Source organism: Effusibacillus dendaii (genome assembly GCF_015097055.1).
In the GTDB taxonomy this organism is placed as follows: domain Bacteria; phylum Bacillota; class Bacilli; order Tumebacillales; family Effusibacillaceae; genus Effusibacillus; species Effusibacillus dendaii.
Window position 1 is genome coordinate 1,818,706 of the sequence record NZ_AP023366.1, and the last position, 24,018, is coordinate 1,842,723.

Genomic DNA, 24,018 nt, shown 5'->3' on the forward strand with positions numbered 1-24,018 from the left:
GTTTTCATCTATATACGTTCGTTTAACCAATCCACGATGTGTGACAAAAGCAAGAGACAACCGAGAACATTCCGGTCGTCTCTTGAGAGTTGACTGTCTGTTTACCAGGAACGGCGTCTCCGTTTTCTGCCAAATACATTGGCAACATCCACTGCAATGGCATTTCCCTGTGGTGCTCGTGCTGTGGCTCTTTGCGTAACTGTTACGCTGCGTCTTCTTACACGTCTACGCATAGATATCACCCCTTTCAAAATAGAATGCAAGGGTAAATACGAGAGGTATTGCGAAAATATTAGTGCCGTTTCCGTTTCTTTACAATTTGAACATTAGCGGCGTTGCTCGCCAACGCGTTTCCTCGCTTCACTTTTGCCGTTGCCATTTGGGTAATTTTCACGATTATGAATGTTTTTTTGCCGATACGGAATCGGTGTGTTTTCACTTGCGTTCGAGTCATGTTCCCACCCCCTCGTCTTAGAATTACTAACAGATTATGTCGGTGGTGTCCAAGCCGTATCGGCTAATTTTCAACAACAAGAACATATTTTTCGAGATCGACGGAATCATCCACGAACGTTACCGGGATGGTTGGGTTGGTAGTAAGCGCGTTATTTTGGAAAAATTTAATCATAACATTATGTAAACTGGAATGTTATAATAACAGTACCGTTGGATGCCCATTCTTCGGTTTCCCAAGACGAGTCAAAAATTCGGTTATTTAACGAACCACGTTAATTTAATAAGAAAAAGGCGTCTTTTATTTCATTCCCACACAAGAGCGCACTTTTGTGGAGGGTAGTCGCTCCTTTCTCTTGAGCTTTCTTCTAATTGAGCCATAATGGACAAAACAATGTTTTCTTTATGAGGTATCGAGACGATTTGCACCGCAATGGGAAGACCTAACGAACCTTTTTCCGCATCCATCGCCGCTTTTTGAACGATGTCATTTTTGTTCTCGTTCAAGAACTTCTTCCCACTTTTAACAAAACTGTACGAAAAAGCGCCTGAAGGGAAGGACCACCGAGCCGACCGTTTGTTGCCCTAACAATTTTAGGACGGAGACCGCCAGTTTTCTCTTAACCTTTCCCATTCTTTTGGCACTAAGCAATTTTTGGATCGGATATTCCAGTTTGGATGCTCCGATCGTTTCCTTGACGCCCTTACCTCCGTCTGCACACATAATCCCGTAAAAATTTTGCATGCTTTCTTTAATTAGCGGAAATTCATACGGGACCCATTTTGCTCCGCGCTCTGACAATACTTCAGCAGCTTCTTCTATCGCTCTTGTGATGGAAGGTGAGGGGTGGAGAATTTGATCAGTCACCCAAACACCGATTTTCAAACCCTCAATCGTTTGAAGGCTCATTTCTTTGCCAGATAAAACCTCAAATGCCAATTTTAAATCGTCTACCGTTTTGGCTAAGGGTCCGATTGAAGACATCACCCCTGCTTCTCTTCTCACATGGGTGATCTGTTTCGGCGGATGTTGCGGCACAACTCCGGAAGTAGGTTTTAACCCGTGAACTCCGCAAAAATGAGCTGGCGTACGAATGCTTCCCCCAATGTCCGTACCTATTCCGAGCGGTGAAAACATCGAAGCGACAGCCGCTCCCTCTCCCCCAGAACTTCCTCCCGACGTTCTCTGAAGATTCCATGGATTATTTGTTCTCCCGTAAACGGGATTAAAGGTTTCACACTCCATTAATAATTGCATGGCATTGGTCTTAGCGAGAATGATAGCACCCGCATTTTTTAATCTTTCCACAGAAAGTCGTCTTCTTCGAGCAAATCATCTTTACCTTCTATCCCCCAAGTAGACGGGGTTCCCGCTACATGAATGCTCTCTTTCACTGTCACAGGAACGCCGTGAAGCGATCCCTGCCCTTTCGCAACACAACGCTTCTTGCGTTTATGATCCACGTTTGTTGAACCAGAATGTCATGAAATGCATTTTGCACATCGCCATTTGGTTATCCATCATAATTATGAAAGCATGTGGCCAGCAAAAGAAGCTCGCATATAACTACATTGAAAGAAGGGATTCACTTGTCTAAAGCGGGATTATACCCGATAACAGTAATATTAAAAAAGTTCAGGGACACCGAATTTATTCTTCGGCTCACGAAAAATTTGTTGTTGGTCAACAATTCCCCCCCCCTCCATCTGCTTTTTCAGCGCCTTTATATGTACAAAGCAACCTCGGTGATGACACCGGGTTTATTGTGAGCGAAGTGTACGGTCGAGTCATGGCAATTTATGCTAAACTGGGATACAACATATTGTGATCTATAAGGAGATCGTGACGATGATTCTGGTATCTTGGAATGTTAACGGTTTGAGATCCTGCGTAAATAAAGGATTTCACGAGTATTTCAATCATATCAAGGCGGATATATTCTGCCTTCAAGAGACGAAACTGCAGGAAGGGCAAATTAGCCTGGAGCTTAGAGAGGAATATAGGCAGTACTGGAATTACGCCCTGAAGAAGGGATATTCCGGAACTGCCGTATTTACGAAGATTAAGCCGCTTTCGGTACGTTATGGCCTGGAGGAGGAAACAGAGCCCGAAGGGCGAATCATTACTCTTGAGTTTGAATCGTTTTACCTTGTGAATGTATACACCCCCAACGCTAAGCGTGATCTGTCAAGACTTGCATATAGATTGGAATGGGAAGATCGATTTCGAAGCTATCTTCTGCAGCTTGACGATCAGAAGCCCGTTATCATTTGCGGTGATTTGAATGTTGCCCACCAGGAGATCGACCTCAAGAATGCGAAGGGGAATCGCGGTAATTCCGGCTTTACTGAGGAAGAACGGGAGAAGATGACTCTGCTCCTGAACTCCGGTTTTACGGACTCCTTCAGATATCTTTATCCCGAACGAACCGATGCCTACTCCTGGTGGTCGAATATGCCGAAGGTGAGAGAGCGGAACGTCGGGTGGCGAATCGATTATTTTCTCGTTTCATCGAGACTGCGTCCCTTCATCGTCGACGCACAAATTGATTCCAACGTATTGGGGAGCGATCACTGCCCCGTTGTGCTGAAAATGGCCGATTTTAAGATAACATAGCCTTTACAATACAATCCAAAAGATGCTCTCTTCCCTTTAGGGTTGCTAGTGGCAATACCTAAAGAAGCCAACTCCCTTTTTTTGGAAGTTAGCTTCTTATTCGTGGATTTGGTTGGTGGAGGCGAGGGGAATCGAACCCCTGTCCGAAGACCTCGCTACATAAGTTTCTCCGGGTGCAGTCCGCTCTATTTGGGTTTCGCCGCGCGTTCGCCGAGGGACAGGCTAACGGTTGGCTAGTCGGCTAAGTTTCGCCTGAAGCACACAGACCGATGCATTCAGGCTATCCGGCTGCGATGACGCCCTATCCCCTACACCGGAGATAGCGAACAGGGCGGCCTAGCTGCAATTAAGCAGCGAGAGCGAGTTTAGGTTGTTTGTTTGCGTTTAATTTTAAGTCCGCGTTTTTAACGTGTCCGCAGCCCCACGACCCGCTGCTCATGCTCGAACAATCCCCGTCGAATCCAAAAACGCCCCCATATAGAAAAGTGATTGCGGAAGCCCCTCAAGTCCAACTGTGATATCAAAATCTGCGATACCCGATTGGCGAAGCATCCGCAAATCAGCAGCACTCATTAGTTTACCATAAAAAGATTCAAATAGCGACGGTACAAACTGGAAGGTTGTATATACAGCTTTCCTTTAATACTTCTGGCGATCCCGCAATGCGCGCTGCATATCGCGCTCTGCGTCCCGTTTGGCAATTGCTTCCCGTTTGTCAAAATTTTTCTTGCCGCGCGCCAGGCCAATCAACACTTTGCAGTAGCCGTTTTTTATATACAGACGAAGCGGAATCAGCGAATACCCTTTTTCTTTCGTCTGTCCCAGCAGTTTCATAATTTCCGATCGGTGCAGCAACAGTTTACGGCTTCGCGTCGGATCCACGTTAAACCGATTCCCCTGTTCGAAAGGGGAAATGTGCATATTCACCAACCACGCTTCACCGTTTGAGATGCGTGCAAAACTGTCCTGCAGGTTCGCTTTGCCCTGACGAATCGATTTGATTTCGGTCCCCGTCAACACAATACCCGCTTCATACGTATCCTCGATAAAGTAATCATGCGATGCTTTCCTGTTTTGTGCCAACGGTTTTGGACCTTCCGCCTGTTTCGCCATTCCTGCACCTCCTCTTGCAACACGATGGACCTCTACTATACCAACCAGGCCAGGCAGCAGTCAACTGAGCGAGCTTACAAAATGGTTTCCATATAGCCCTTTGTCCGTTCCAATGTCGAGAGCGCCTGCTCGATATTCCCCATCTGATCGTAACAATTGCTCAGTTTGGGAAGAATTTGAATAACTTGCTCATAAAATCCGTCTGTTTCGTATAAAGAAATACTCTTTTCAAAATGCTCAATGGCATCTTCGCAGCGGCCTTTTTGGTAGTACGATTCGCCAAACATTTGATGCAAATTCGCCAGCATCGAACCGCTGTGGCCCGCACTGTCAAGCGCCTTCCGCTGAAAAAATTTCGATTCTTCCCATTGTCCTCTCTCAATCTCCAATTGAGACATTTCGCCGTAAATCAAAGGTACCCATTTTCGTAATGTCGGAGACTGAAATTCGTTCAAACACTCCCGAAACAACTCATGGGCCTCTGCCTCCCGATGGATAAGACGCAACAACCGGGCGTAATGAAACTTTGCCCGTAATTGATCCGAATTGGACGGCAGCTTTTTATACAGATCAAACAACATGTCAAACGTTTGCCCCGCATGTTGGTATTGCCCTAAATGTGTATGCTCAATCGCCGTATGCAATAACGAATCGGCCGCCTCCACCGGAGAATCAGGTATCAGCAACCGATAAGCAGTCTCGTGAAACGAAAGGGCCTGTTCATGCAGACTAGCTGCGGAAGCCGCTTTTCCCAGAATGCCTTTCACTTTTGCCTGCAGCTCGTTATAGTCCGGAACGCCTGACACGGCCGCATCCGCTTTTTCCGCATAAAAACGGGCCAGATTGATATTATCTAGTTGAAAATATGCTTCCGCCATTTGGTAAAGGACTTTTGCCAAAAACGGCTTATCTGCAGATACCTGTGCTTGCGTTAAAACACGGTCCAGCAAATCGATCGCTTCCTGCGTTTTCCCGGTATTTTGCAAGCAAATTGCCATTTCATAAGAGAATTCGATCGTTTTTGGAAAATCCGGCGTGTTCTCCAACTCACGGAACAATTTTAAGGCGACTCCATACTGCCTGTATTCCACCAACTCTAATGCAAACCTGTATAAAGCCCGTCCTTCCAGCTCAAGCTCTACATCTTTCAGAAACGTTTCCACCGATACACCAAGCCGTTGAATGATATTTAAAAGCAGCTCCGTAGATGGATTCGCTTTGTTCCCTTCAATTTGGGATATCATGCTGGGCGTTACCAAACCGTCTGCCAGCTCCGTCTGTGTAATTCCTCGCCAGACTCGCAGCCGCTGGACCTTGTCACCAAGCGCCATCATTCGCTGAAACCCCCTGTAGCTAAATCTCCCTACCAGTAAACTATCATAAGGACGGGGTTTTTACAATTTTTTGGCGACAAAAAGCAAAAAGGGCAAGCTGCCCTTATCAACGAAAAATGATTATAGTTTCACCAACTTATTTTTCTTTGATTTTGCTGCTTTTTTAGCCACATATTTTAACCCGTCCTGCTTCTTTTTAGCAGCAGAAGAAACACCTGTTTTACGTCGGCTGCGTTTCGGTTTTTGATCTTGCGATTTCCTGTCCCGTCCTGCAAAAGAAACGTTTCTTCGCCCGCCCTTTTCAGCCTGATTGTCTCTTCTGCCGCCGCGTATGCTTCGATATTCGCCGCCTTCCAGAATTTTAAAATCAATCGTTCTCGCTTCTTTGTTCACCGTCTCCACGAGCACTTTCACCTTATCGCCGATACGGAACGTGCGACCGGTGCGTTCGCCCACCAGCGCGTACTGTTTCTCGTTGTAATAGTAATAATCATCGTCCAGATACGATACATGAACGAGGCCCTCCACCGAGTTGTCCAATTCAACAAACATTCCGAAAGCGGTAACGCCCGAGATATATCCCTCAAACTCTTCCCCGACTTTGTCCTCCATAAACTCCACTTTCTTGACAAGATCGGTCTCCCGTTCCGCATCCACCGCCAACCGTTCCCGTTCCGATGCATGCTGCGTCATTTCCGCCAGCCGGGCGTTATAATAATCAATTCGTTCTTGCGGCAGCGTACCCCCATTTTCGAACGTTTCGCGGATGATCCGGTGAATCAGCAGATCCGGATAACGGCGTATGGGGGACGTAAAGTGACTGTAAAATTTGGCCGACAGCCCGAAATGACCAAGCGGTTCCGGCGAATATTTGGCCTGCTTCATAGAGCGCAGCATAACGGTCGAAATAATGCGTTCTTCCGGCTGACCTTTAATCTCCTCCAAAAGCATCTGCATCGCTTTCGGATGGACCTTATTGCCGACGCCTTTCAAAGACAGACCAAAATTATAGATGAAATCGTTAAAATCAGCTATTCGGTCACTATCCGGCTCTTCATGAATCCGATACACGAAAGGAATGTTCAGCCAGTGAAAATGTTGAGAAACCGTTTCATTGGCTGCCAACATGAACTCCTCAATAATCTGCTCCGCTACCGAACGTTCCCGTTTTTTAATTTCAACCGGTTTTCCTTCCCGGTCGACAATTACTTTTGTTTCCACAAAATCAAAATCGATCGCGCCCCGACGCATCCGTCGCGCCCGCAAATTCATTGCCAACTCTTCCATCAATTCAAAATCGGCGACAAGTTCCTTGTACCGCTCTCTCAACTCCGGATCTTTATCCGTTAAAATCTTGCGGACATTCGTATACGTCATCCGTTCGTTCGTTTTGATTACGCTCGGATAAATCGAGTGGCTCACCAATTCGAGCTCCGGTGACCATTCCATATCACACGTCAGCGTAAGCCGATCCACCTTCGGATTGAGTGAACAAATTCCGTTCGACAGACGGTGCGGTAACATCGGAATTACGCGGTCAACCAAATATACGGATGTGCCCCGATTGTATGCTTCCTGATCCAAAGCGGTGTGTTCCCGCACATAGTAGCTGACATCCGCTATATGAACGCCTAATCGGATATTTCCGTTCGGCAGGCGTTCTACCGAAACGGCATCGTCCAGATCTTTCGCATCCTCGCCATCAATTGTCACCATCCGGAGATCACGCAAATCACGGCGCCCCTGCAAATCCTTCTCGGATATTGCTTCCGGCACCGCTTCCGCTTCTGCCAGCACCTTATCGGGAAATGATTCAGGCAGACCATGTTTGCGAATGATGGCCAAAATATCGACTCCCGGTTCATGCGGATAGCCGAGCACCTCAATCACTTTCCCTTGAATCGAATTCATTCCTTCCGGATAATGCGTAATCTCAACAACCACTTTCATGCCGTCGGCCGCCCCGTTAAAATCGGTTTCCGGTATAAAAACGTCCATGCCCAACCGCTGATCGTCCGGCGTTACAAACGCATAGTGTTGATGACTGATTAACGTGCCGACGACCGTCTTGTTCACTCGGTCCAAAATACGAATAATTTGTCCTTCCCGCCGTCCGTTGTACCCCCTCCGTTTATGTACCCGAACGATCACTTTATCACCGTGCATCGCTCCGTTCATATCACCTGCGTCCACATATATATCACCGTATGGCAGTTCCTCCGGATCGGTCGGGATCACGAAGCCGAATCCTTTTGCCTTGCCTTGCAAACGGCCGACCACTAAGTTCATTTTACCGGGAAGTCCATAGCGGTGGGTTCTTGTTTCCACGATCTGTCCTTCCTGTTCCATCCGTTTGAGGATTTCGACAAATGTGTTCCATTCTTCCCCGTCTGCTACAGCAAGAGCTGTTTTCAACTCCCCTATGGTCATCGGTTTATATAATTTTTCTTTCATGAAATCGACAATTTTTTGTTCCATTCCCGTCCACCTCCTGTTCCTAGTAGTATTTACGCATTCTCATAAGTTAACCGCTGTATGTCTGTATCATTTTTGTAAAAAAGCCAAAATATCAGCAAAGACCTGCTCTTTATCATGATCCACCGGCAAGATGTGGCCGGAGTTTGGATACCACCGGATTTCTTTTTGTTTCGACCGAATATGTTCATAAATATATTTTGCACTCTCCGGCTTCACCGTTTTGTCCTGCTCCGACTGCAGAATAAGGGCAGAGGCCTGCACTTCATGCAGCTCACCCTTTACCTTCCGAATCAAGCCAAGCAGTTCCGGTACACAGCGGATCGGGGTTCTCGTATAACCGGCCATGTACGGTTCAATATGATCCGGGTAAGCGCTGTCTGCACTGAATTTTTTAAAAGGGGCGATCCATCGGGCCAATTTGGCACGCCGGTCAAATATGAAAATGGGCGCACACATCGAGACCACCCCTTTGACAGGTACCCTTGCGGCAAGATGAAGCGCCAGCAGGCCTCCCATCGAAAGACCTGCCACATAGACGGTTTCACATGTACGGGAGAACTCGAAATAGGCATCCCCCGCCGACTGAATCCAATCTTTCATGCCTGTCTTTATCATATCTTCCGGCGATGTGCCATGTCCTGCCAAGAGAGGAGCTTTTACCGAAAAACCGTTTTCCGCCAAAAATTCACCCAACGGACGCATTTCGGATGGAGTGCCGGTAAACCCGTGAATCAGCAGGACGCCCGTTTTTCCACCATCCAATTCGAACGCTTGCGGTCTTTTCAGATTCATCCTGTTCCCCCGTTTCACTCATTAAAGAAGGCTTCTACCGAAGCATATTCAAGAAAAAGCGGCTTCGCCAAGCCTTTGGCGCAGGCGGAAGCAAAGTTCCACCCACCAAAGTGGCAAGCACATTGGTGGACCCTCTTGCCCTTATATCGATAGGATAACATTTATAAATTCCTATCGACGAAAAAATTCGCCCCGCTGCAGAAACCTGCAAACAGCTGCATAAAGAAGAAAAAGTACCGCCAACATCGCGGTACTTCTATTTTTTATGAATGAGCCACCAACCATGCCACCCAAACCGCCAAAACGATAAAACCGAAAGCCAGTCCAGCTGTCACTTTCGCCAGTACGGCGTCCAACCCGCGCGCCTTTCGTCCCATCATCTGTTCCGCACCACCTGTAATGGCGCCTGACAGACCGGCATTCCGGCCGGATTGCAACAGAACGGTAATAATCAGCAGCACACTGAAGATGACCAGCAAAATTTTTGCGAATGTAAGCAATAGGATCACCTCCCGGATGAAAGCGCCGACGTCTATAATACCGAATTATTATAGCATAGGCCATCCACAGGTGACAACTTAAGACAGAAAGCTATTTTTTCAGATTATAGAAGGAATTGCGCCCACCGTACTTGCTTGTGTAATCGAGCATGTCTTCAATCCGCAGCAACTGGTTGTACTTGGCGACCCGATCGGTACGGGAAGGTGCACCCGTCTTGATTTGCCCGGCGTTTGTCGCGACTGCAATATCTGCAATCGTCACATCTTCCGATTCCCCCGAACGATGTGAAATGACTGCCGTATACCCGGCCCGTTTTGCCATTTCAATTGCTTCAAATGTTTCTGTCAACGTACCGATTTGGTTCACTTTCACTAAGATCGAATTGCCGACTGCCGATTCGATTCCTTTCGCAAGCCGTTCCGTGTTGGTGACAAACAGGTCATCCCCTACCAGCTGCACTTTCGAACCGATTTGTGCGGTCATTTTCCTCCAGCCGTCCCAATCGTCTTCCGAAAGGCCATCTTCGATTGAAATGATCGGATATTTGCTGATCAATTCTTCATACCAAGCAATCATTTCCTCCGACGTTTTGGTGACGCCTTCCCCTTCCAAGTGGTATTTGCCATCTTTGAACATTTCGGTCGATGCGACATCCAGCGCGAGGAAAACCTGTTCCCCTGGCTTGTAACCGGCTCTTTCAATCGCATGGAGGATCGCTTTAATCGCTTCCTCGTTTGACTTCAGATTCGGCGCAAATCCACCTTCATCACCCACAGCGGTCTGTAAACCCATTTCCTTCAATACCGACTTAAGGTTATGGAAAATTTCCGCTCCCATCCGCAACGCTTCCCGGAAACTTTCCGCGCCCACCGGCATCACCATAAACTCCTGAATATCGACGTTGTTATCCGCATGCGCTCCGCCATTTAAAATGTTCATCATCGGCACAGGCAACGTACGCGCATTAAATCCGCCGAGATACACATACAAAGGCAATCCCAGAAAATCGGCTGCCGCATGAGCAACCGCCATCGATACGCCTAAAATCGCATTGGCACCCAACTTACCTTTGTTCGGTGTGCCATCCAGTTGGATCATCCACTGGTCAACGCCAACTTGATCAAGCGCATCCATGCCAATAATTTCGGGGCCAATTACATCATTTACATTGTCAACGGCCTGCAGGACTCCCTTACCCAGATAACGGGTTTTGTCGCCATCCCGCAGTTCCACCGCTTCATAAGCGCCTGTTGAAGCACCGGACGGTACAATTGCCCGGCCTACCGAGCCGCTTTCCAGTTCGACTTCCACTTCCACAGTGGGATTCCCGCGTGAATCCAACACTTCTCTTGCTCGAACGTCATAAATAATGCTCATCGTTTCATCATCCTTTTTATGTAGTCTGTTACTTACGAACGATTTCCCTCAATCTTTAACCTAGTATGAACGATGCCAGAAGCTTTACCAATCGATCGTTCGTGCGCATCACAACGCCGCCCGTAAGTCCCAGATACTGTGTTCCTGCGCTTTAGAACCGATTTTGGAACACCGCCCCAGTGCATCATACCTTAGGTGTTCCCCATCGGTTCAAAGCGTAGGAATACAGTATCTATAGGGGCTCAACCAATTTTCCCGCTCAAACGATCAAGCTTTTCCCCGTCATCTCTTTTGGCTGCTGAAGTTCAAGCAACTGCAGCAAGGTCGGTGACACGTCGGCGAGAATGCCGCCGTCACGCAACTTAATTCCCGATTTTGTCACGATGCAGGGAACCGGTTGGGTAGTGTGGGCGGTCCACGGCTTTCCTGTTGCCTCATCGATCATGATGTCCGCATTGCCGTGATCGGCGATAATCATAGCTGCCCCCTGTTTTTCCAACACCTTATCGACCACTTTCCCCAAACATTCATCGACCGCCTCGACCGCCTTAATGGCCGCTTCCAACACACCCGTATGACCGACCATATCCGGATTGGCAAAGTTTAGCACTATGAAATCAAACTTCTCAGCCTCAATTTCTTTCAAAACGGCATCGGTCACTTCATACGCGCTCATTTCCGGTTTCAGGTCGTATGTCGCCACTTTCGGAGAAGGAATCAAAATCCGTTCTTCGCCAGCAAACTTCTCTTCCCGTCCCCCCGAGAAAAACGAGGTCACATGCGGATACTTTTCTGTTTCAGCAATCCGCAGCTGCCGCAATCCGTTCTGTGTCACCACTTCCCCCATCGTGTTGTCGAGGGTGGTTGGTTTATAGGCGACAAAGCCATCTACCGACTCAGAAAAGAACGTCAGACAAACATAGTGAAGATTTTTCGGGCATTTCGGGCCGCGGTCAAACCCGCGAAAATCTTCATTTGTGAACGCCTGTGAAATCTGAACGGCGCGATCCGGGCGGAAATTGAACATAATGACCGCATCCTGGTCTTCAATCAGACCGACAGGCTGTCCATTTGCATCTGTGATGACTGTCGGCATGACAAACTCGTCCGTGACCGACTTGTCATAGCTTTCTTTTAAAGCAAGGAGCGGGTCCTGATATTTGGGTCCTTCTCCGTACACCATAGCGCGATATGCTTTTTCCGTACGCTCCCAGCGCTTGTCCCGATCCATCGCATAATAGCGCCCCTGAACGGTAGCCAATTGACCAACGCCCAACTGTTCCATTTTATGCTGCAAATCCCGTATGTAGTTTATCGCTGTATGCGGCATTACATCGCGTCCATCGAGAAACGCATGCACATAAACATGCGGCACCTCTTCCTTTTTGGCCAATTCCAGCAGCGCGAACAAATGCTGAATATGGCTGTGTACCCCGCCATCCGAAACCAGACCGTACAAATGAAGCTTCTTTCCATTTTGCTTCACATATTTCATCGTTTCCAGAAAGGTGGGATTATCGAAAAATTCCCCTTCACGAATCGACTTGCTGATTCTCGTCAAATCCTGATAGACGATGCGGCCTGCCCCGATGTTCAAATGGCCGACTTCCGAATTCCCCATCTGGCCTTCGGGCAGCCCCACTGCCTCTCCGCAGGCAGTCAACTGCGTATGCGGAAATGTAGACCAATAGCGGTCAAAATTTGGCTTCCTGGCAAGCGCCACCGCGTTGCCTTCCGTTTCTTCCCGCAACCCGAATCCATCCAAAATAATTAACGCTACCGGTTTTGGTCTAGCCACTCCGATTTCCTCCTTAGCGAGACCTGGCGGCTGTGCCGCCAAGGCGAGACATAGCGCGATCCGGTATCTTTGATACCTGACGCGACTTGTGCCCTTTGGGTGCATAGCGCGATCCGGTATCTTTGATACCTGACGCGACTTGTGCCCTTTGGGTACTTGTGCCCTTCATAGCGCGATCCGGCAGCTTGCTGCCAAGACACGACTTGCCCCCGTTGGGGGTGGGTACCTATTTCTGTATGGCCGCCCGAATCAACCCGACAAACGATTGCGGATCCAGACTGGCTCCGCCAACAAGCGCCCCGTCGATATCGGGCTGCTGCAAGTAGTCTTGAATCGTCTCCGGTTTCACAGAGCCGCCATATTGTATGCGAATTTTATTTGCCGTCGTGTCACCAAACAGAGAGGCGATCGTCTGCCGAATATGGCGGCAGACCTCGTTTGCATTGGCCGCACTGGCGGATCGCCCGGTTCCAATTGCCCAAATCGGCTCATAAGCGACCACCGCTTGTTCCGCCGCAGATGCGTCCAAGCCGCCCAACGCCAGTCGGATTTGGCTTTCCACAATGGAAAACGTCTGACCCGCCTCTCGTTCAGCCAAGTCTTCGCCGACACACACAATCGGCACGAGACGGTGATGCAGCGCAGCTTGCACCTTGCGGTTTACGGTTGCGTCTGTTTCGTTAAAATAGGCCCGCCGCTCCGAGTGACCCACAATTACAAACCGTACCCCCAATTCGGTCAACATAGCCGGGGAAATTTCACCCGTATACGGACCTTCTTCCGCAAAATGAACATTTTGCGCGCCGAGCAACAAATTCGTGCCAGACAAACATCCGGATAGCGATTCAATCGCCGTAAATGGCGGACAGATAACAATCGTAACGTTTTCCATATTTCCAATCGGGTCTCTTACCTCTGTTACAAACTGTTTGCTTTCCGCTGTTGTCTTATGCATTTTCCAATTTGCGGCAATAATTGGAGTACGCAAGGAAGGCATAGCAACTCCTCCTTATTTGTCATTCAACGCTGCGACGCCGGGTAAAATTTTGCCTTCCAAAAATTCGAGCGATGCGCCGCCGCCTGTCGAGATATGAGTCATCCGGTTGGCCAGTCCGCTTTTTTCAACGGCTGCTACGGAATCGCCGCCGCCAACGATTGTAGTTCCCTTTACCTCAGCGACTACCGCCGCAATGGCATTGGTTCCTTTGGCAAACGCGTCAAATTCAAACACACCCATCGGTCCGTTCCAAATGACCATCTTGGAATCGAGGATTGCCTTCTGACAGAGGGCGATTGTTTTCGGACCAATATCAAGCGCCATCCTGTCTTTTGCAACATCCCCCACGTCCACCACGGAGTGCGCCGCATCGGCAGCGAACCGATCCGCCACAACCAAATCGACCGGCAACAAGAGTCTGACTCCTTTTTGTGCCGCATGATCGACCAACGATTTGGCCTCCTGCAACTTGTCAGGTTCAATCAGTGATTTCCCCATGTCGTTGCCAAGACCGGCCAGGAACGTGTTCGCCATGCCGCCGCCAATAATCAGACAGTCGACCTTGTTCAAGAGGTTTTCAATCACTTCCATTTTGTCGCTGACTTTTGCGCCTCCGATAATCGCAGTAAACGGGCGTTCCGGATGAGAAAGCGCTTTTCCCATAATTGTCAGCTCTTTTTCCATCAAAAAACCGGCAACGGCAGGCAAATATTGCGCAATCCCGGCTGTCGACGCATGCGCCCGATGGGCTGCCCCGAACGCGTCATTCACGTAGACGTCAGCCAGTTCAGCTATCTGTTTAATGTGCTCCGGGTCGTTTTTTTCTTCTCCTTTATGGAAACGCACGTTTTCCAGCAGCAGCACATCACCGTCCTGCATCAGTGAAATCCGTTCTTTCACCTGCGGTCCTACCGAATCACCCGCTTTTTCCACATTTCGATGCAACAGTTCCGACAGACGTTCCGCCACCGGATCCAAACTGTATTTCGGGTTATATTCCCCTTTTGGACGCCCCAGATGACTGGCCAATATTACTCTTGCCCCCTGGTCAATCAGGTACCGGATCGTTGGAAGAGAGGAAATGATTCTTGTGTCATTCGTTATTTTTCCATCTTCAAGCGGCACGTTAAAATCGACTCTGACATAGACTCGTTTGCCGCGTACATCAATATCGCGCACTGTTTTCTTATCCATTGGTGTCCCTCCACAATATACGCACAAACCCCGCATCCTGATAATCCATCTTCTCAGCGATAAATTGTACCAGAGATTAATCGGGACGTAAATTGTCCCGATGCAGTCACCCAGGGACGTATAGAGTCCCACCCGTTTATTTTGATTAGATTTCCCGCTTTTTGATTTTGATCAGATTCCTCGCTTGTCAGATTCCCCGCTTGTAAATATAATCAATCAGATCCACTACCCGGTTCGAATAGCCCCACTCATTGTCATACCAGGCAACCACTTTGACCAGAGATCCTTCTACGACCATCGTCGACAGCGCATCAATCACCGAGGAATGCGGGTTGCCGTTATAGTCGCTGGAAACCAACGGTTTCTCCGAATATCCCAAAATCCCTTTCAGCGGTCCTTCCGCAGCCGACCGCAGCGCTGCGTTCACCTCTTCTGCCGTGGTTTGTGTGTTGATTTCTACGTTCAAATCTACCAGCGACACATTCGGCGTGGGAACCCGGGCGGCAAACCCGTTCAATTTCCCCTTCAATTCCGGCAGCACAAGGCCTACCGCTTTCGCTGCGCCAGTTGTGGTCGGAATAATGTTGAGCGCCGCGCCTCGCGCGCGGCGAAGATCCTTGTGCGGCAGATCGAGAATCATCTGGTCGTTCGTATAGGAATGAATAGTTGTCATTAGACCATGCCGAATGCCAAATGTTTCGTTCAGAACTTTGGCAAAGGGCGCCAGACAATTCGTGGTGCACGACGCGTTGGAGAGAACATGGTGTTCTTCCGGGTTGTATGATTTTTCATTGACTCCCATAACAACTGTCAGGTCTTCATTCTTGGCGGGAGCCGATATGACCACTTTTTTCGCCCCGCCCTGTGTGATGTGCGCACAAGCCTTTTTTTTATCGGTAAATCGTCCGGTCGACTCCACCACGACATCCACCTGCAGCTTATTCCATGGCAGATTTCCCGGTTCCCGTTCCGCCAAAACCTTGATTTCTTTTCCGTTCACATAAAGCGATCCTCCGCTTCCTTCAATTTCTCCCTCAAGCGTTCCATGCACCGTATCGTATTTCAAAAGATGGGCCAGCGTTTCCGCATCAGTCAAATCATTGACCGCTACAACTTCGATAGTCGGATTGTGCAGAGCAGCCCGAAACACATTGCGGCCAATTCGGCCGAAACCATTAATCCCAACACGAACCGTCATCGTTCATCATCTCCTCACGCCCCGCTTTTGTTTTTTGCAACATACCTTAAGGTCGCCTCGGCACAAGCCTCATCCGTGATCAGCACATCCTGCCTGCTGCCGCGCGCCACCGCCAATAACGCTTCCGCTTTGTCGGCACCGCCCGCCACCGCAACAATGAGTTGAACGTTTGGCAGATCGTTCATTCGCAATCCGATGGAGTGCATCGCATGGACAACCCGCCCCGCTTCATCAAAGTAATAGCCAAGCGCTTCTCCCTTGGCCCCTTTTCGCTTCAACAGATCAATCAGTTCTTTTGAGCCGCCCCGTCGTTTGGCCATTGTGATGGCCTGCCCGATTCCGTGCACCAGCATATGGGCCCGTTGCAGGCTCTGCAAATATTCTTTCGTCGAACTGTCTTCCAGAAAAAATTGGTATGCTTCCTCCGTCAATGTATCGGGAATATGCAGCATCCGATACGTGCCGCCCATTTTGGCAGCGAACAAAGCGGCAATTGTATTTGCCTGAACTTCCACGTTTTCTCCCACACCGCCACGGGCTGGCAATACCTCTATAGCATATCCTGATTGGTTGGCAGGTATCATTTCCGCCACGGTCGCCACGGTAGTTCCGCCGGTGACTGCCAGAACGCCGCCGGCAAACCGTTCCCGGATGACACGCCCGGCTGCATATCCCATTTCCCGCTTCACCAAAGGATCCTGTCCGGAATCTCCGGAGACAATGATCACTTCCGGTATGCCAAGCAATTTCTCGACCCGCGCTTCTAACTCTTTTAACCCGTCGATCTCCCGAATCACGTCGTTTAAATAATGCAAAATCTGCAACCCGGCGTCCGTTACTCTCATTCCCACAAATTCCGTCTCGATAAGCCCCTGCTCTTTTAAAAACTCGACCTCGCCCCGCAAAATCCGTTCGGTCGTTTCCATTTGTTGAGCCAGACTGCGACGGCCGATCGGCTGCATAAGGTTAATTTTTTGCAAAATCCGGTACCTTTTTTGCATGTTGTGGATCAGTTCCGGCACCAGTTTCTGCTGTATCCGAATCAATTCTTTCATAGAACCATCTCCGCTAACCGGGACGTTATATGTCCCTCATGTATATTTTATGTCCCTATTATATCAAAAAAAAGCAGTGAGTAAACGGTCAATACCGTTTTCGCTGCATAGATGAAACAATCCCTATCTCTTCGCGGTATTTCGCAACGGTTCGGCGCGAAATGCGAATCCCTTTTTCCTTCAGAATCTCGCAGATTTTCTGGTCACTTAGAGGTTCCTTGCGGTCCTCTTTGTCAACCAAAGATTTAATCAGTGATTTGACGCTTTCCGCAGCCGCTCCCTCACCTGCAGAAGTAGTAACTCCCGAGTCAAAAAAGTATTTTAGCTCATACACCCCTTGCGGCGTTTGCACATACTTGCCCGCAATCGCCCGCGATACGGTCGATTCGTGAATCCCAACCCGCTCTGCCACATCACGCAAAGTAAGCGGTTTCAATTTGGCCACGCCACCATCAAAAAAATCCATTTGCAGAGAAATAATCGCTTCCGTTACTTTATATAAAGTTTGCCGCCGCTGTTCCATGCTTTTCAGCAACCACAATGCGGAGTTCAATTTGCTGACTATATAATCTCTCGTTTCGGAGGGTACCGACCCATCCTGCTGCTGAAGAAGTGTCCGGTAGAAATCACTGATATGTAGCCTGGGTGTGGATCGATCGTTGACGATGACCACATAATCGCCTGCCACACGCTCAACAATCACATCCGGTACGACAAATGCGGCTGATTCAGTCGTATACCAACGCCCCGGCTTTGGATCCAACGAACGGATCAGATCGATCGCTCTTTGCGTTTCCTGCAGTGTAATGCCAAGCACCGCTGCAATCCGTGATGTACGCCCTTGCGCCACATCAGGAAGGTGATTTTCAATTATTTGAAAAACGGGTTCGGGAACATTCTTGATTTCCAACGCTTGCAGCCATAAACATTCGCTCAATGAACGGGCTCCTACACCCGTAGGTTCAAGCGATTGCACAATCTGCAGGGCTGCTTCCACTTCCTCAGCATCACACCGGCAGATGTGGGAGATTTCATCGATCTGCATCGTCAGATATCCGTTTGAATCCAGACTGCCAACTATAAAAGAAGCAAGCCGCAGTTCCCGTTCAGAAAGTTTCAATAATTGTAATTGTCTGTTCAGATGGTCTTCCAATGATTGATGGGACCTCAAAACCGATTCAACAGGAAGCGGGTTTGTCTCCCGCTGCGCTCCGATCGGTTTATGGAGAGCATGTTCGCGCGAAGCGGCAAGCCAATCCGGAAGCTCCAATTCCATTACCGGATTCTGAACCGCTTCTGCCTCCAAATAGCCCGCCAACTCTTCTGACGAAAACTGCAAAACTGTGATTGCCTGCCGCAATTCGGGCGTCATTACAAGTTTTTGCGTTTGTTCCTGCCATAGACCATATCCCATTTGCATGTGAGCGTCCCCCCTGCTCCTCCGGATAGGATCTCTTCACCCCTTACAGATATCTTACCTGATGTTCACAAATTCGTCACTAGGTTACACCTGCCAGAAATTCATCCTACACGCGCACCTGCACATGCAGCGTCCCGTTCTCATCCAGCAACGCATAACGAACCTGCCGGATGTCATACACCTCTAAATCTTGCAGGCGTTCGCGTATCCAGGGTTCCGTTCGTCCGATGCGGATCAGATTTTCGTGTTCGATTCTTCCTTTCCGAATCAGATAGGTCATTTGGGTTGCCATAAGATCTCGCATCCCCTTTACGTTATGTACATGTTTTCTTTATTTTGTAGTCATTCCCCCAAAAATTTCAGAATACACTGGATTAGATTGAAAGAGAGGGAGGAGAGCCGCTTGCGTTTGGGATTTGTCGGTACCGGAAGCATGGGAGGCATGTTGATACGGGCATTTGCCAGGGTCAATTTGCCCCAAACGGAAATCGTGGCGTTCAACCGGACAGCCGCCAAGTTGGATCAACTCATATACCAGAATCCATCAGTCAAAAAAATCGACAGTCTGCCTGCATTAGCTCAGTCGAGCGATTTGATTTTCTTATGTGTCAAGCAAGGGGATATTCAGCATGTGATCGATCAAATCCTGCCGCATCTGACGCCTGAGCAAATTCTTGTCTCCATCAATTCCGTATGGACGTTGTCCAAACTTGAGTCACTCACTCCCTGCAAAGTGATTAAAATCATTCCTTCCCTCACGCAGGAAGCGTTGTCAGGCGTAATTCTCACCATGTACGGTTCGCGGATAACCTCTGACGACCGAGAGCAATTTGAAGCGATTTGCCAACAAATCTCCCACCCGATGCAGATCAGCGAATCCGATATTCGAATCAGTTCCGATTTAACAAGTTGCGGGCCCGCCTTTATTGCCTACTTTCTTCAGTCGTTTGCCAACGCTGCCGTTCGGCAGGGCCAGATTGGTCAGAAGCAAGCGGAAGAATTTATCCGGTATATGGTCTATGGAACGGGGAAACTGTTGGTTGAGGAAAAATACGATTTTGCTGAAATTATCTCTCGCATTTGCGTTCCGGGAGGCGTAACTGCAGCCGGAATTGAGGCGATGGAACCGTTGTTGGATGGTGTATTTGACCGTATTTTTATCGCCACGAAAGAGAGACAAAATCACCATGCCCAGCAGAACTAGAATCAATTGCTGGCAAATTGAATGAAAACCCTCTGCTTCGCGTATTCGCGTACAGAGGGTTTAACGTTTGCAGTGATCATTAAATCTGCCGCCTTTTGCCGTATGCCCAATGGTTGGTCGGTCCGTGTCCGCCGCCCAATTCCAGCGAGTCTTCGATGGCACAGGTAATAAATTGTTTCGCCACTGCAATGGCGTCTGTCACCTTTGCTCCTTTCGCCAGTTCAGCAGTGATCGCAGCCGAAAACGTACAACCCGTTCCGTGCGTGTTCCTTGTGTCAACACGGGCGCCCTGCAGCTCACGGAATGTGCTGCCGTCATAGATCACATCTACCGCTTCTCCGCTTAAATGACCGCCTTTCACCACCACCGTCTGCGGTCCAAATTCGCGAATCCGGTTGGCCGCCTCCCGCATCTCCTTTACGTTTCGGATCGTCATGCCGGTCAACACTTCCGCTTCCGGAATATTTGGAGTTACAACGGCAGCTAACGGCAGCAGATGTGTAATCAGCGCATCCTGTGCAGACTGTTCCAACAAACGGGCTCCGCCTTTGGCCACCATGACCGGGTCGACCACCAGATTGGACAGCCGATACTGTTTCACCTTGGCGGATACTAACTCGATAATGGAAGCTTGCGACAGCATACCCGTCTTAACCGCATCCACTCCAATGTCGGTTATGACAGCATCAATCTGTTTTTCAACCGCTTCCATTGGAAGATTATAAATCCCATGTACACCTAATGTATTCTGCGCCGTGATCGCAGTCAGCGCTGACATTCCATACACATTCAAAACGGTAAACGTCTTCAAATCCGCCTGAATGCCTGCCCCGCCTCCACTGTCGGAACCGGCGATTGTTAATGCACGCGCGATTGTCATCCGAAAAATCCCTCCTTATTTCAAACCTGTATGGTAGATTTATTGCCTCGCCCTATTAATAGTTGTCTGATACATTGTAAAGCGGAGTGAAAATCCGGTCAACGGATGAAATCCTGAATTTCCCGGTTGCAAAAACTGTTCCGATCCTGTATGATAAAAAACGTCGCTTATAGCATAGCGTTGCGCACGGTCGGTCGTATATCGCCGTGCAAATAGAAACATCAACTTTAATTGCACCCGTGGTCCAATGGATAGGACGCAGGCCTCCGGAGCCTGAGGTAGGAGTTCGATTCTCTTCGGGTGCACCACTGTTATTCCTACTTTCAGAGAAGCAAAATCGGTTATTCAAGAAAAACAGCCATATAAAGTAAAAACCATTGGATTAGTTGATATATCCCCTTCAGGTAGACAGTAACAAGGAAAGACCTTTACTGTCTACCTGAAGGGGATATATCTATGGGGAAACTGGGAAACATATACAAAAGAATTTAAGTTGAATGCTGTCCCAGGTTAGAAGAAAAGCGCGGGAAGGCATGTGATTGAATAAAGAGTGCACCCGAAAGAATCCGTTAAAGAAGAATAAGATGACACCAGTTGAATACCGGTTACTTTGTAGAGAGGTGTGGTAATGCATTCAACAGAAACAGACCCTATACCAGCAAAACAGCTATGAATAATCAGCAACCGTATAAAGTTTAATTTCTTCTATATGTTCTTCCATTAGTTTTATAGCTTTATCTACTTTTGAATTATACATTGCTGTCAAAATTTTTTTATGCATGTCGTTAGCCTGCAATGGACTTTTTTGCTTGTACCACAAGCTTGGTCGCTCGCCTTGGAACTACAGGTTTTTCCCTTTTGAAACGGCATTCTTTTTGTCTGGAGCTTTATCCTATAAGATGTATTGCAAATTCAAATCTTTTTTGGAAAAAAGTTCATGGATGAACCCACTAACCCTGATTTTTCGTGTATGTATTTGCGTGTATCCATTAATTTATTTTATGGCGTTAATCCTCTTCATACCTGTACTATTCAGCTTTTCAAAAAGAAACAAATTGGATAGTTTCATTGGAGAATTATCTTATCCGGTATACATCTCGCACTGGATGATTTTGTCTTTATTCAGGTCTCTGCATTTCCACATGTTGGGGATCATGGCTACAATCGCTGCGGTTCTATTTTCTATCCTGCTCATGAAATATATCATTACTCCCTTTGAAACGATCAGAAAGCATCGAGTAAAGACGCATCTTGTCGGCCGATTTGTAGGTAAACGGGCCGCTTTGTGAGGCCCTCCGTTTGGATTGAATTACGGATGATTACCTTCCATTCTTTGTTTGATTTCGTCCAACCATTTTTTCATCAGAACCGCATATTGCGGCAATCTGCCAAATATCATTTCGGCAAGCGCTTCGTTATATGTATGTACCGACAGATTCCGGTCATCTACCAGTTCAAGCCCCATTGCGGTCTCTTCTTCATTGAACAGACCCACAGAAAAACTGGCCCGTATGACTCCTTTCGGCGAACCGATGTCTAATCCCTCATAATCAAAAAGATATTGTTTGCCTGTTTTCCAGACTGCCTCAAACGTATATTCAAAACGTTGGATGGAAGCGTCCCTTTCTATGCGTGAAGGGCTTGGTAAAGAGAGGACTTCGTTCAGAGTTTCTAATGCCCGGTATGAAACATTCAAGCGTTGTTCCAATCGTTCCATTCAATTCCCTCCTTCATTACCTGCTGAACAAACGCCTCATCCGCTTCGCGCAAATCAACCACTTCCACGGGATAAGGAATTGGTGCTTCTTCCAACAAGAACCGCAGTGTTGGCAAGGTTCCGATTGGCAATGGTTCTTCGGACCAAAGCGCAAGATCTATATCAGATGTGGGACGTTCCTCTCTTCTTGCCCACGACCCGTACAGATACACCTTGGCCGGTACCCCCCGAAGTTGTTTCCCAATAATTTGCCGAACCTTTGACAAGACGGCGTTGCGACTGGATAAACCGTCCGGCTGTTCCTTCTGTGGCAAGTCCATTTCCGCTCCCTCCCCCGTAATTGTTCCCGAAGTTGTTAGTTACCTCCATTCTACATGGGTTCCATTTTTTCTCAAGTTCTTTTTGATTTGGTTCTTACTAAAGTAAAAAGAGAACGGATGATTCCGCTCTCTTGGTTTTTATCAATTTTCACAAAAACTTCCGGTGCGCCTTTTTCCCGTCATACGTAAACAGTACGGGCCGGTTCTCGATGACCGTTTCGAGATGCACCGTACGGCCCCACAGGCGGTATACGTGCGGCAACGTTTTTTCCGTATATTTGACATCCAGTTCAAGTCCTTCAAATTGATGCTTGAGATAGAGTTCGCCGTTATGCAGATAGTCGCCGTCTTCTACCAGCAGCACCGGAAATCCGCCGTTGACGCGGGCCGCGCACAGCTGGTCGCGGATTTTCTCCCAGTTCTTTTCGACGATTCGCCACTCGTTTCCGACTTTTTGATAGAGGTACAAATCGAGCTCCTCCACCAATTCCTTGGTCAGATAGTTGCGCAAAAACGACATGTCCGATTCGGTTTCCCGCACTTCAAACATTTTTTCGCGTCCTTTGTCCGGTTTGCGGCCCCATCGTTTGCGCTCTTCCTCTGTCGGATTGTTCCACCTTTTTTCAATGTCTTCCCACATTTTTAAACCTACATGGTACGGGTTAATGCTGGTCCGCGACGGCAGGATCACACCTGCATTCATCTGTGCAAAATCGATTGATTCGTCGTCCGTCAAATCCATCTCCCGCATGATCCGCAGGTGCCAGTAGGTAGCCCAACCCTCGTTCATAATTTTTGTTTCCAACTGCGGCCAGAAGTAAAGCATTTCATCCCGTACGATGGATAACACGTCGCGCTGCCAATCAGTCAGCACCTTGCTGTGATTCATCAGGAAAAGAATCAAATCTTTTTCTGGGCGGGGCGGGATTTTCGGATATTCGACAACCGGTTCCTGATTTTGATCATTTGATTTCGGTTCATCCAGTTCCCACAAGTCATCGTATGGGGACACGGGTTCGATCTGCGTATTTTCCTCGATCGCCTCGTTACGCGGCCGTTTCCTCGCGGCATAAGAAGGATCGATATGCTCCTGAATCGCCATCGCCGCATCCAATACATCTTCCACCGCCAGCTTGCCGTACTGCATTTCATAGGAATGGATGCGGTCGGCCGCCGCTGCCATGCTCTCCACCATATAGCGGGAGGTGTGGGAAAACCGCGCATTGTTTTTGAAAAAATCGCAGTGCGCCAACACGTGGGCGGAGACCAGTTTATTTTGCAGCAGCGTGTTGCCATCCAACAGAAACGCATAACAGGGATCCGAATTGATAACCAGTTCATAAATCCGGCTGAGCCCAAAATCGTACTGCATTTTCATTCTGTGAAACGCTTTTCCAAAACTCCAATGCGAGTAGCGGGTGGGCATGCCGTAAGCGCCAAACGTGTAAATGATGTCTGCCGGACAAATTTCATACCGCATCTCGTAAAAATCGAGTCCGAACGACCGAGCGAGATCGGTCATCTGCTCAATCGACTTTTCAAGCAGTTTGATCTCTTCGTTTGTCATTTA

23 protein-coding genes, 1 tRNA gene and 1 other RNA gene are annotated in these 24,018 nt (G+C 48.4%); 3 read left to right on the forward strand and 22 right to left on the reverse strand.

The window, feature by feature from the left end; all coding sequences use genetic code 11:
* Positions 1-292 precede the first annotated feature (292 nt).
* The 4 genes from skT53_RS09870 to skT53_RS18860 form a co-directional block, all read right to left on the reverse strand.
* Complete coding sequence (locus skT53_RS09870; protein WP_200756434.1) at positions 293-454, reverse strand: hypothetical protein; 162 nt, start codon at positions 452-454, stop codon at positions 293-295.
* A gap of 305 nt (positions 455-759) precedes the next feature.
* The gene (locus tag skT53_RS09875; RefSeq protein WP_200756436.1) at positions 760-960 is read right to left on the reverse strand and encodes a hypothetical protein; all 201 of its coding nucleotides are present in this window, start codon (positions 958-960) and stop codon (positions 760-762) included.
* Positions 961-976: 16 nt separating this feature from the next.
* Positions 977-1,762 (reverse strand): amidase family protein, encoded by a 786-nt coding sequence (locus skT53_RS09880; RefSeq protein ID WP_200756438.1) that lies wholly within the window; start codon positions 1,760-1,762, stop codon positions 977-979.
* On the reverse strand, positions 1,750-1,917 hold the full coding sequence (locus tag skT53_RS18860) for an amidase family protein (RefSeq protein WP_200756439.1): 168 nt from the start codon (positions 1,915-1,917) through the stop codon (positions 1,750-1,752). Before skT53_RS18860 ends, skT53_RS09880 begins: the two co-directional genes overlap by 13 nt.
* 385 nt (positions 1,918-2,302) lie before the next feature.
* Here skT53_RS18860 and skT53_RS09890 point away from each other — a divergent pair, with 385 nt between their 5' ends.
* Positions 2,303-3,070 (forward strand): exodeoxyribonuclease III, encoded by a 768-nt coding sequence (locus tag skT53_RS09890; RefSeq protein WP_200756441.1) that lies wholly within the window; start codon positions 2,303-2,305, stop codon positions 3,068-3,070.
* 113 nt (positions 3,071-3,183) lie between these two features.
* Here skT53_RS09890 and ssrA read toward each other — a convergent pair.
* The 14 genes from ssrA to skT53_RS09960 all read right to left on the reverse strand — a co-directional run bounded on the left by ssrA (position 3,184) and on the right by skT53_RS09960 (position 18,631).
* Positions 3,184-3,545: a transfer-messenger RNA gene (gene ssrA, locus skT53_RS09895) on the reverse strand.
* Positions 3,546-3,709: 164 nt separating this feature from the next.
* The gene (smpB, locus tag skT53_RS09900; protein ID WP_200756447.1) at positions 3,710-4,183 is read right to left on the reverse strand and encodes an SsrA-binding protein SmpB; all 474 of its coding nucleotides are present in this window, start codon (positions 4,181-4,183) and stop codon (positions 3,710-3,712) included.
* A gap of 74 nt (positions 4,184-4,257) precedes the next feature.
* Entirely contained in the window at positions 4,258-5,517 is a 1,260-nt protein-coding gene (locus skT53_RS09905; protein WP_200756449.1) for a helix-turn-helix transcriptional regulator, read from the reverse strand.
* Between the two features lie 120 nt (positions 5,518-5,637).
* Complete coding sequence (rnr, locus tag skT53_RS09910) at positions 5,638-7,995, reverse strand: ribonuclease R (RefSeq protein WP_200756451.1); 2,358 nt, start codon at positions 7,993-7,995, stop codon at positions 5,638-5,640.
* Between the two features lie 66 nt (positions 7,996-8,061).
* Positions 8,062-8,787 carry an alpha/beta hydrolase gene (locus skT53_RS09915; RefSeq protein ID WP_200756453.1) on the reverse strand — a complete coding sequence of 242 codons (726 nt, stop codon included), beginning with the start codon at positions 8,785-8,787 and terminating at the stop codon, positions 8,062-8,064.
* A 263-nt stretch (positions 8,788-9,050) separates the two neighbouring features.
* Complete coding sequence (secG, locus tag skT53_RS09920; protein ID WP_200756455.1) at positions 9,051-9,287, reverse strand: preprotein translocase subunit SecG; 237 nt, start codon at positions 9,285-9,287, stop codon at positions 9,051-9,053.
* Positions 9,288-9,378: 91 nt separating this feature from the next.
* On the reverse strand, positions 9,379-10,665 hold the full coding sequence (gene eno / locus skT53_RS09925) for a phosphopyruvate hydratase (RefSeq protein ID WP_200756457.1): 1,287 nt from the start codon (positions 10,663-10,665) through the stop codon (positions 9,379-9,381).
* Positions 10,666-10,924: 259 nt separating this feature from the next.
* Complete coding sequence (gene gpmI, locus skT53_RS09930) at positions 10,925-12,463, reverse strand: 2,3-bisphosphoglycerate-independent phosphoglycerate mutase (RefSeq protein ID WP_226375172.1); 1,539 nt, start codon at positions 12,461-12,463, stop codon at positions 10,925-10,927.
* A 226-nt stretch (positions 12,464-12,689) separates the two neighbouring features.
* Entirely contained in the window at positions 12,690-13,451 is a 762-nt protein-coding gene (gene tpiA, locus skT53_RS09935) for a triose-phosphate isomerase (RefSeq protein WP_200760944.1), read from the reverse strand.
* Positions 13,452-13,472: 21 nt separating this feature from the next.
* The gene (locus skT53_RS09940) at positions 13,473-14,654 is read right to left on the reverse strand and encodes a phosphoglycerate kinase (RefSeq protein WP_200756461.1); all 1,182 of its coding nucleotides are present in this window, start codon (positions 14,652-14,654) and stop codon (positions 13,473-13,475) included.
* A gap of 187 nt (positions 14,655-14,841) precedes the next feature.
* On the reverse strand, positions 14,842-15,852 hold the full coding sequence (gap, locus tag skT53_RS09945; RefSeq protein ID WP_200756469.1) for a type I glyceraldehyde-3-phosphate dehydrogenase: 1,011 nt from the start codon (positions 15,850-15,852) through the stop codon (positions 14,842-14,844).
* 14 nt (positions 15,853-15,866) lie between these two features.
* The gene (locus skT53_RS09950; RefSeq protein ID WP_200756471.1) at positions 15,867-16,907 is read right to left on the reverse strand and encodes a sugar-binding transcriptional regulator; all 1,041 of its coding nucleotides are present in this window, start codon (positions 16,905-16,907) and stop codon (positions 15,867-15,869) included.
* Positions 16,908-16,995: 88 nt separating this feature from the next.
* The gene (gene rpoN, locus skT53_RS09955; RefSeq protein ID WP_200756473.1) at positions 16,996-18,327 is read right to left on the reverse strand and encodes an RNA polymerase factor sigma-54; all 1,332 of its coding nucleotides are present in this window, start codon (positions 18,325-18,327) and stop codon (positions 16,996-16,998) included.
* Positions 18,328-18,433: 106 nt separating this feature from the next.
* The gene (locus tag skT53_RS09960; protein WP_404828849.1) at positions 18,434-18,631 is read right to left on the reverse strand and encodes a YetF domain-containing protein; all 198 of its coding nucleotides are present in this window, start codon (positions 18,629-18,631) and stop codon (positions 18,434-18,436) included.
* A 99-nt stretch (positions 18,632-18,730) separates the two neighbouring features.
* On the opposite strand from skT53_RS09960, the gene skT53_RS09965 reads away from it, so the two are divergent.
* Positions 18,731-19,531: a pyrroline-5-carboxylate reductase dimerization domain-containing protein gene (locus skT53_RS09965; RefSeq protein WP_200756477.1), complete on the forward strand. Its 801-nt coding sequence runs from the start codon at positions 18,731-18,733 to the stop codon at positions 19,529-19,531.
* Between the two features lie 79 nt (positions 19,532-19,610).
* On the opposite strand, the gene thiD is transcribed toward skT53_RS09965, so the two are convergent.
* Positions 19,611-20,411, reverse strand: coding sequence for a bifunctional hydroxymethylpyrimidine kinase/phosphomethylpyrimidine kinase (thiD, locus tag skT53_RS09970; RefSeq protein WP_200756479.1), 801 nt, complete (start codon positions 20,409-20,411; stop codon positions 19,611-19,613).
* A gap of 233 nt (positions 20,412-20,644) precedes the next feature.
* Here thiD and skT53_RS09975 point away from each other — a divergent pair.
* Positions 20,645-20,719: transfer RNA gene (locus tag skT53_RS09975), tRNA-Arg, on the forward strand.
* A 1,001-nt stretch (positions 20,720-21,720) separates the two neighbouring features.
* Here skT53_RS09975 and skT53_RS09980 read toward each other — a convergent pair.
* The 3 genes from skT53_RS09980 to skT53_RS09990 all read right to left on the reverse strand — a co-directional run bounded on the left by skT53_RS09980 (position 21,721) and on the right by skT53_RS09990 (position 24,015).
* Entirely contained in the window at positions 21,721-22,128 is a 408-nt protein-coding gene (locus skT53_RS09980; protein WP_200756481.1) for an HI0074 family nucleotidyltransferase substrate-binding subunit, read from the reverse strand.
* A complete protein-coding gene (locus tag skT53_RS09985) occupies positions 22,104-22,448 on the reverse strand; it encodes a nucleotidyltransferase family protein (protein ID WP_200756483.1) in 345 nt (114 codons plus the stop codon). The genes skT53_RS09980 and skT53_RS09985 overlap by 25 nt, the downstream gene beginning before the upstream one ends.
* Positions 22,449-22,596: 148 nt before the next feature.
* Positions 22,597-24,015: a SpoVR family protein gene (locus skT53_RS09990; protein ID WP_200756485.1), complete on the reverse strand. Its 1,419-nt coding sequence runs from the start codon at positions 24,013-24,015 to the stop codon at positions 22,597-22,599.
* Positions 24,016-24,018: the final 3 nt, after the last annotated feature.

Excerpts from the sequence above, each read along its gene's own strand:
- skT53_RS09960 (WP_404828849.1), bottom strand. The coding sequence starts at position 18,631 with ATGCGAGATCTTATGGCAACCCAAATGACCTATCTGATTCGGAAAGGA.
- skT53_RS09985 (WP_200756483.1), bottom strand. The coding sequence starts at position 22,448 with ATGGACTTGCCACAGAAGGAACAGCCGGACGGTTTATCCAGTCGCAAC.
- eno (WP_200756457.1), bottom strand. The coding sequence starts at position 10,665 with ATGAGCATTATTTATGACGTTCGAGCAAGAGAAGTGTTGGATTCACGC.
- skT53_RS09950 (WP_200756471.1), bottom strand. The coding sequence starts at position 16,907 with ATGAAAGAATTGATTCGGATACAGCAGAAACTGGTGCCGGAACTGATC.
- skT53_RS09940 (WP_200756461.1), bottom strand. The coding sequence starts at position 14,654 with ATGGATAAGAAAACAGTGCGCGATATTGATGTACGCGGCAAACGAGTC.
- skT53_RS09915 (WP_200756453.1), bottom strand. The coding sequence starts at position 8,787 with ATGAATCTGAAAAGACCGCAAGCGTTCGAATTGGATGGTGGAAAAACG.
- rpoN (WP_200756473.1), bottom strand. The coding sequence starts at position 18,327 with ATGCAAATGGGATATGGTCTATGGCAGGAACAAACGCAAAAACTTGTA.
- thiD (WP_200756479.1), bottom strand. The coding sequence starts at position 20,411 with ATGACAATCGCGCGTGCATTAACAATCGCCGGTTCCGACAGTGGAGGC.
- gap (WP_200756469.1), bottom strand. The coding sequence starts at position 15,852 with ATGACGGTTCGTGTTGGGATTAATGGTTTCGGCCGAATTGGCCGCAAT.
- skT53_RS09990 (WP_200756485.1), bottom strand. The coding sequence starts at position 24,015 with ATGACAAACGAAGAGATCAAACTGCTTGAAAAGTCGATTGAGCAGATG.
- skT53_RS09890 (WP_200756441.1), top strand. The coding sequence starts at position 2,303 with ATGATTCTGGTATCTTGGAATGTTAACGGTTTGAGATCCTGCGTAAAT.
- skT53_RS09905 (WP_200756449.1), bottom strand. The coding sequence starts at position 5,517 with ATGATGGCGCTTGGTGACAAGGTCCAGCGGCTGCGAGTCTGGCGAGGA.
- smpB (WP_200756447.1), bottom strand. The coding sequence starts at position 4,183 with ATGGCGAAACAGGCGGAAGGTCCAAAACCGTTGGCACAAAACAGGAAA.
- rnr (WP_200756451.1), bottom strand. The coding sequence starts at position 7,995 with ATGGAACAAAAAATTGTCGATTTCATGAAAGAAAAATTATATAAACCG.
- skT53_RS09980 (WP_200756481.1), bottom strand. The coding sequence starts at position 22,128 with ATGGAACGATTGGAACAACGCTTGAATGTTTCATACCGGGCATTAGAA.
- skT53_RS09870 (WP_200756434.1), bottom strand. The coding sequence starts at position 454 with ATGACTCGAACGCAAGTGAAAACACACCGATTCCGTATCGGCAAAAAA.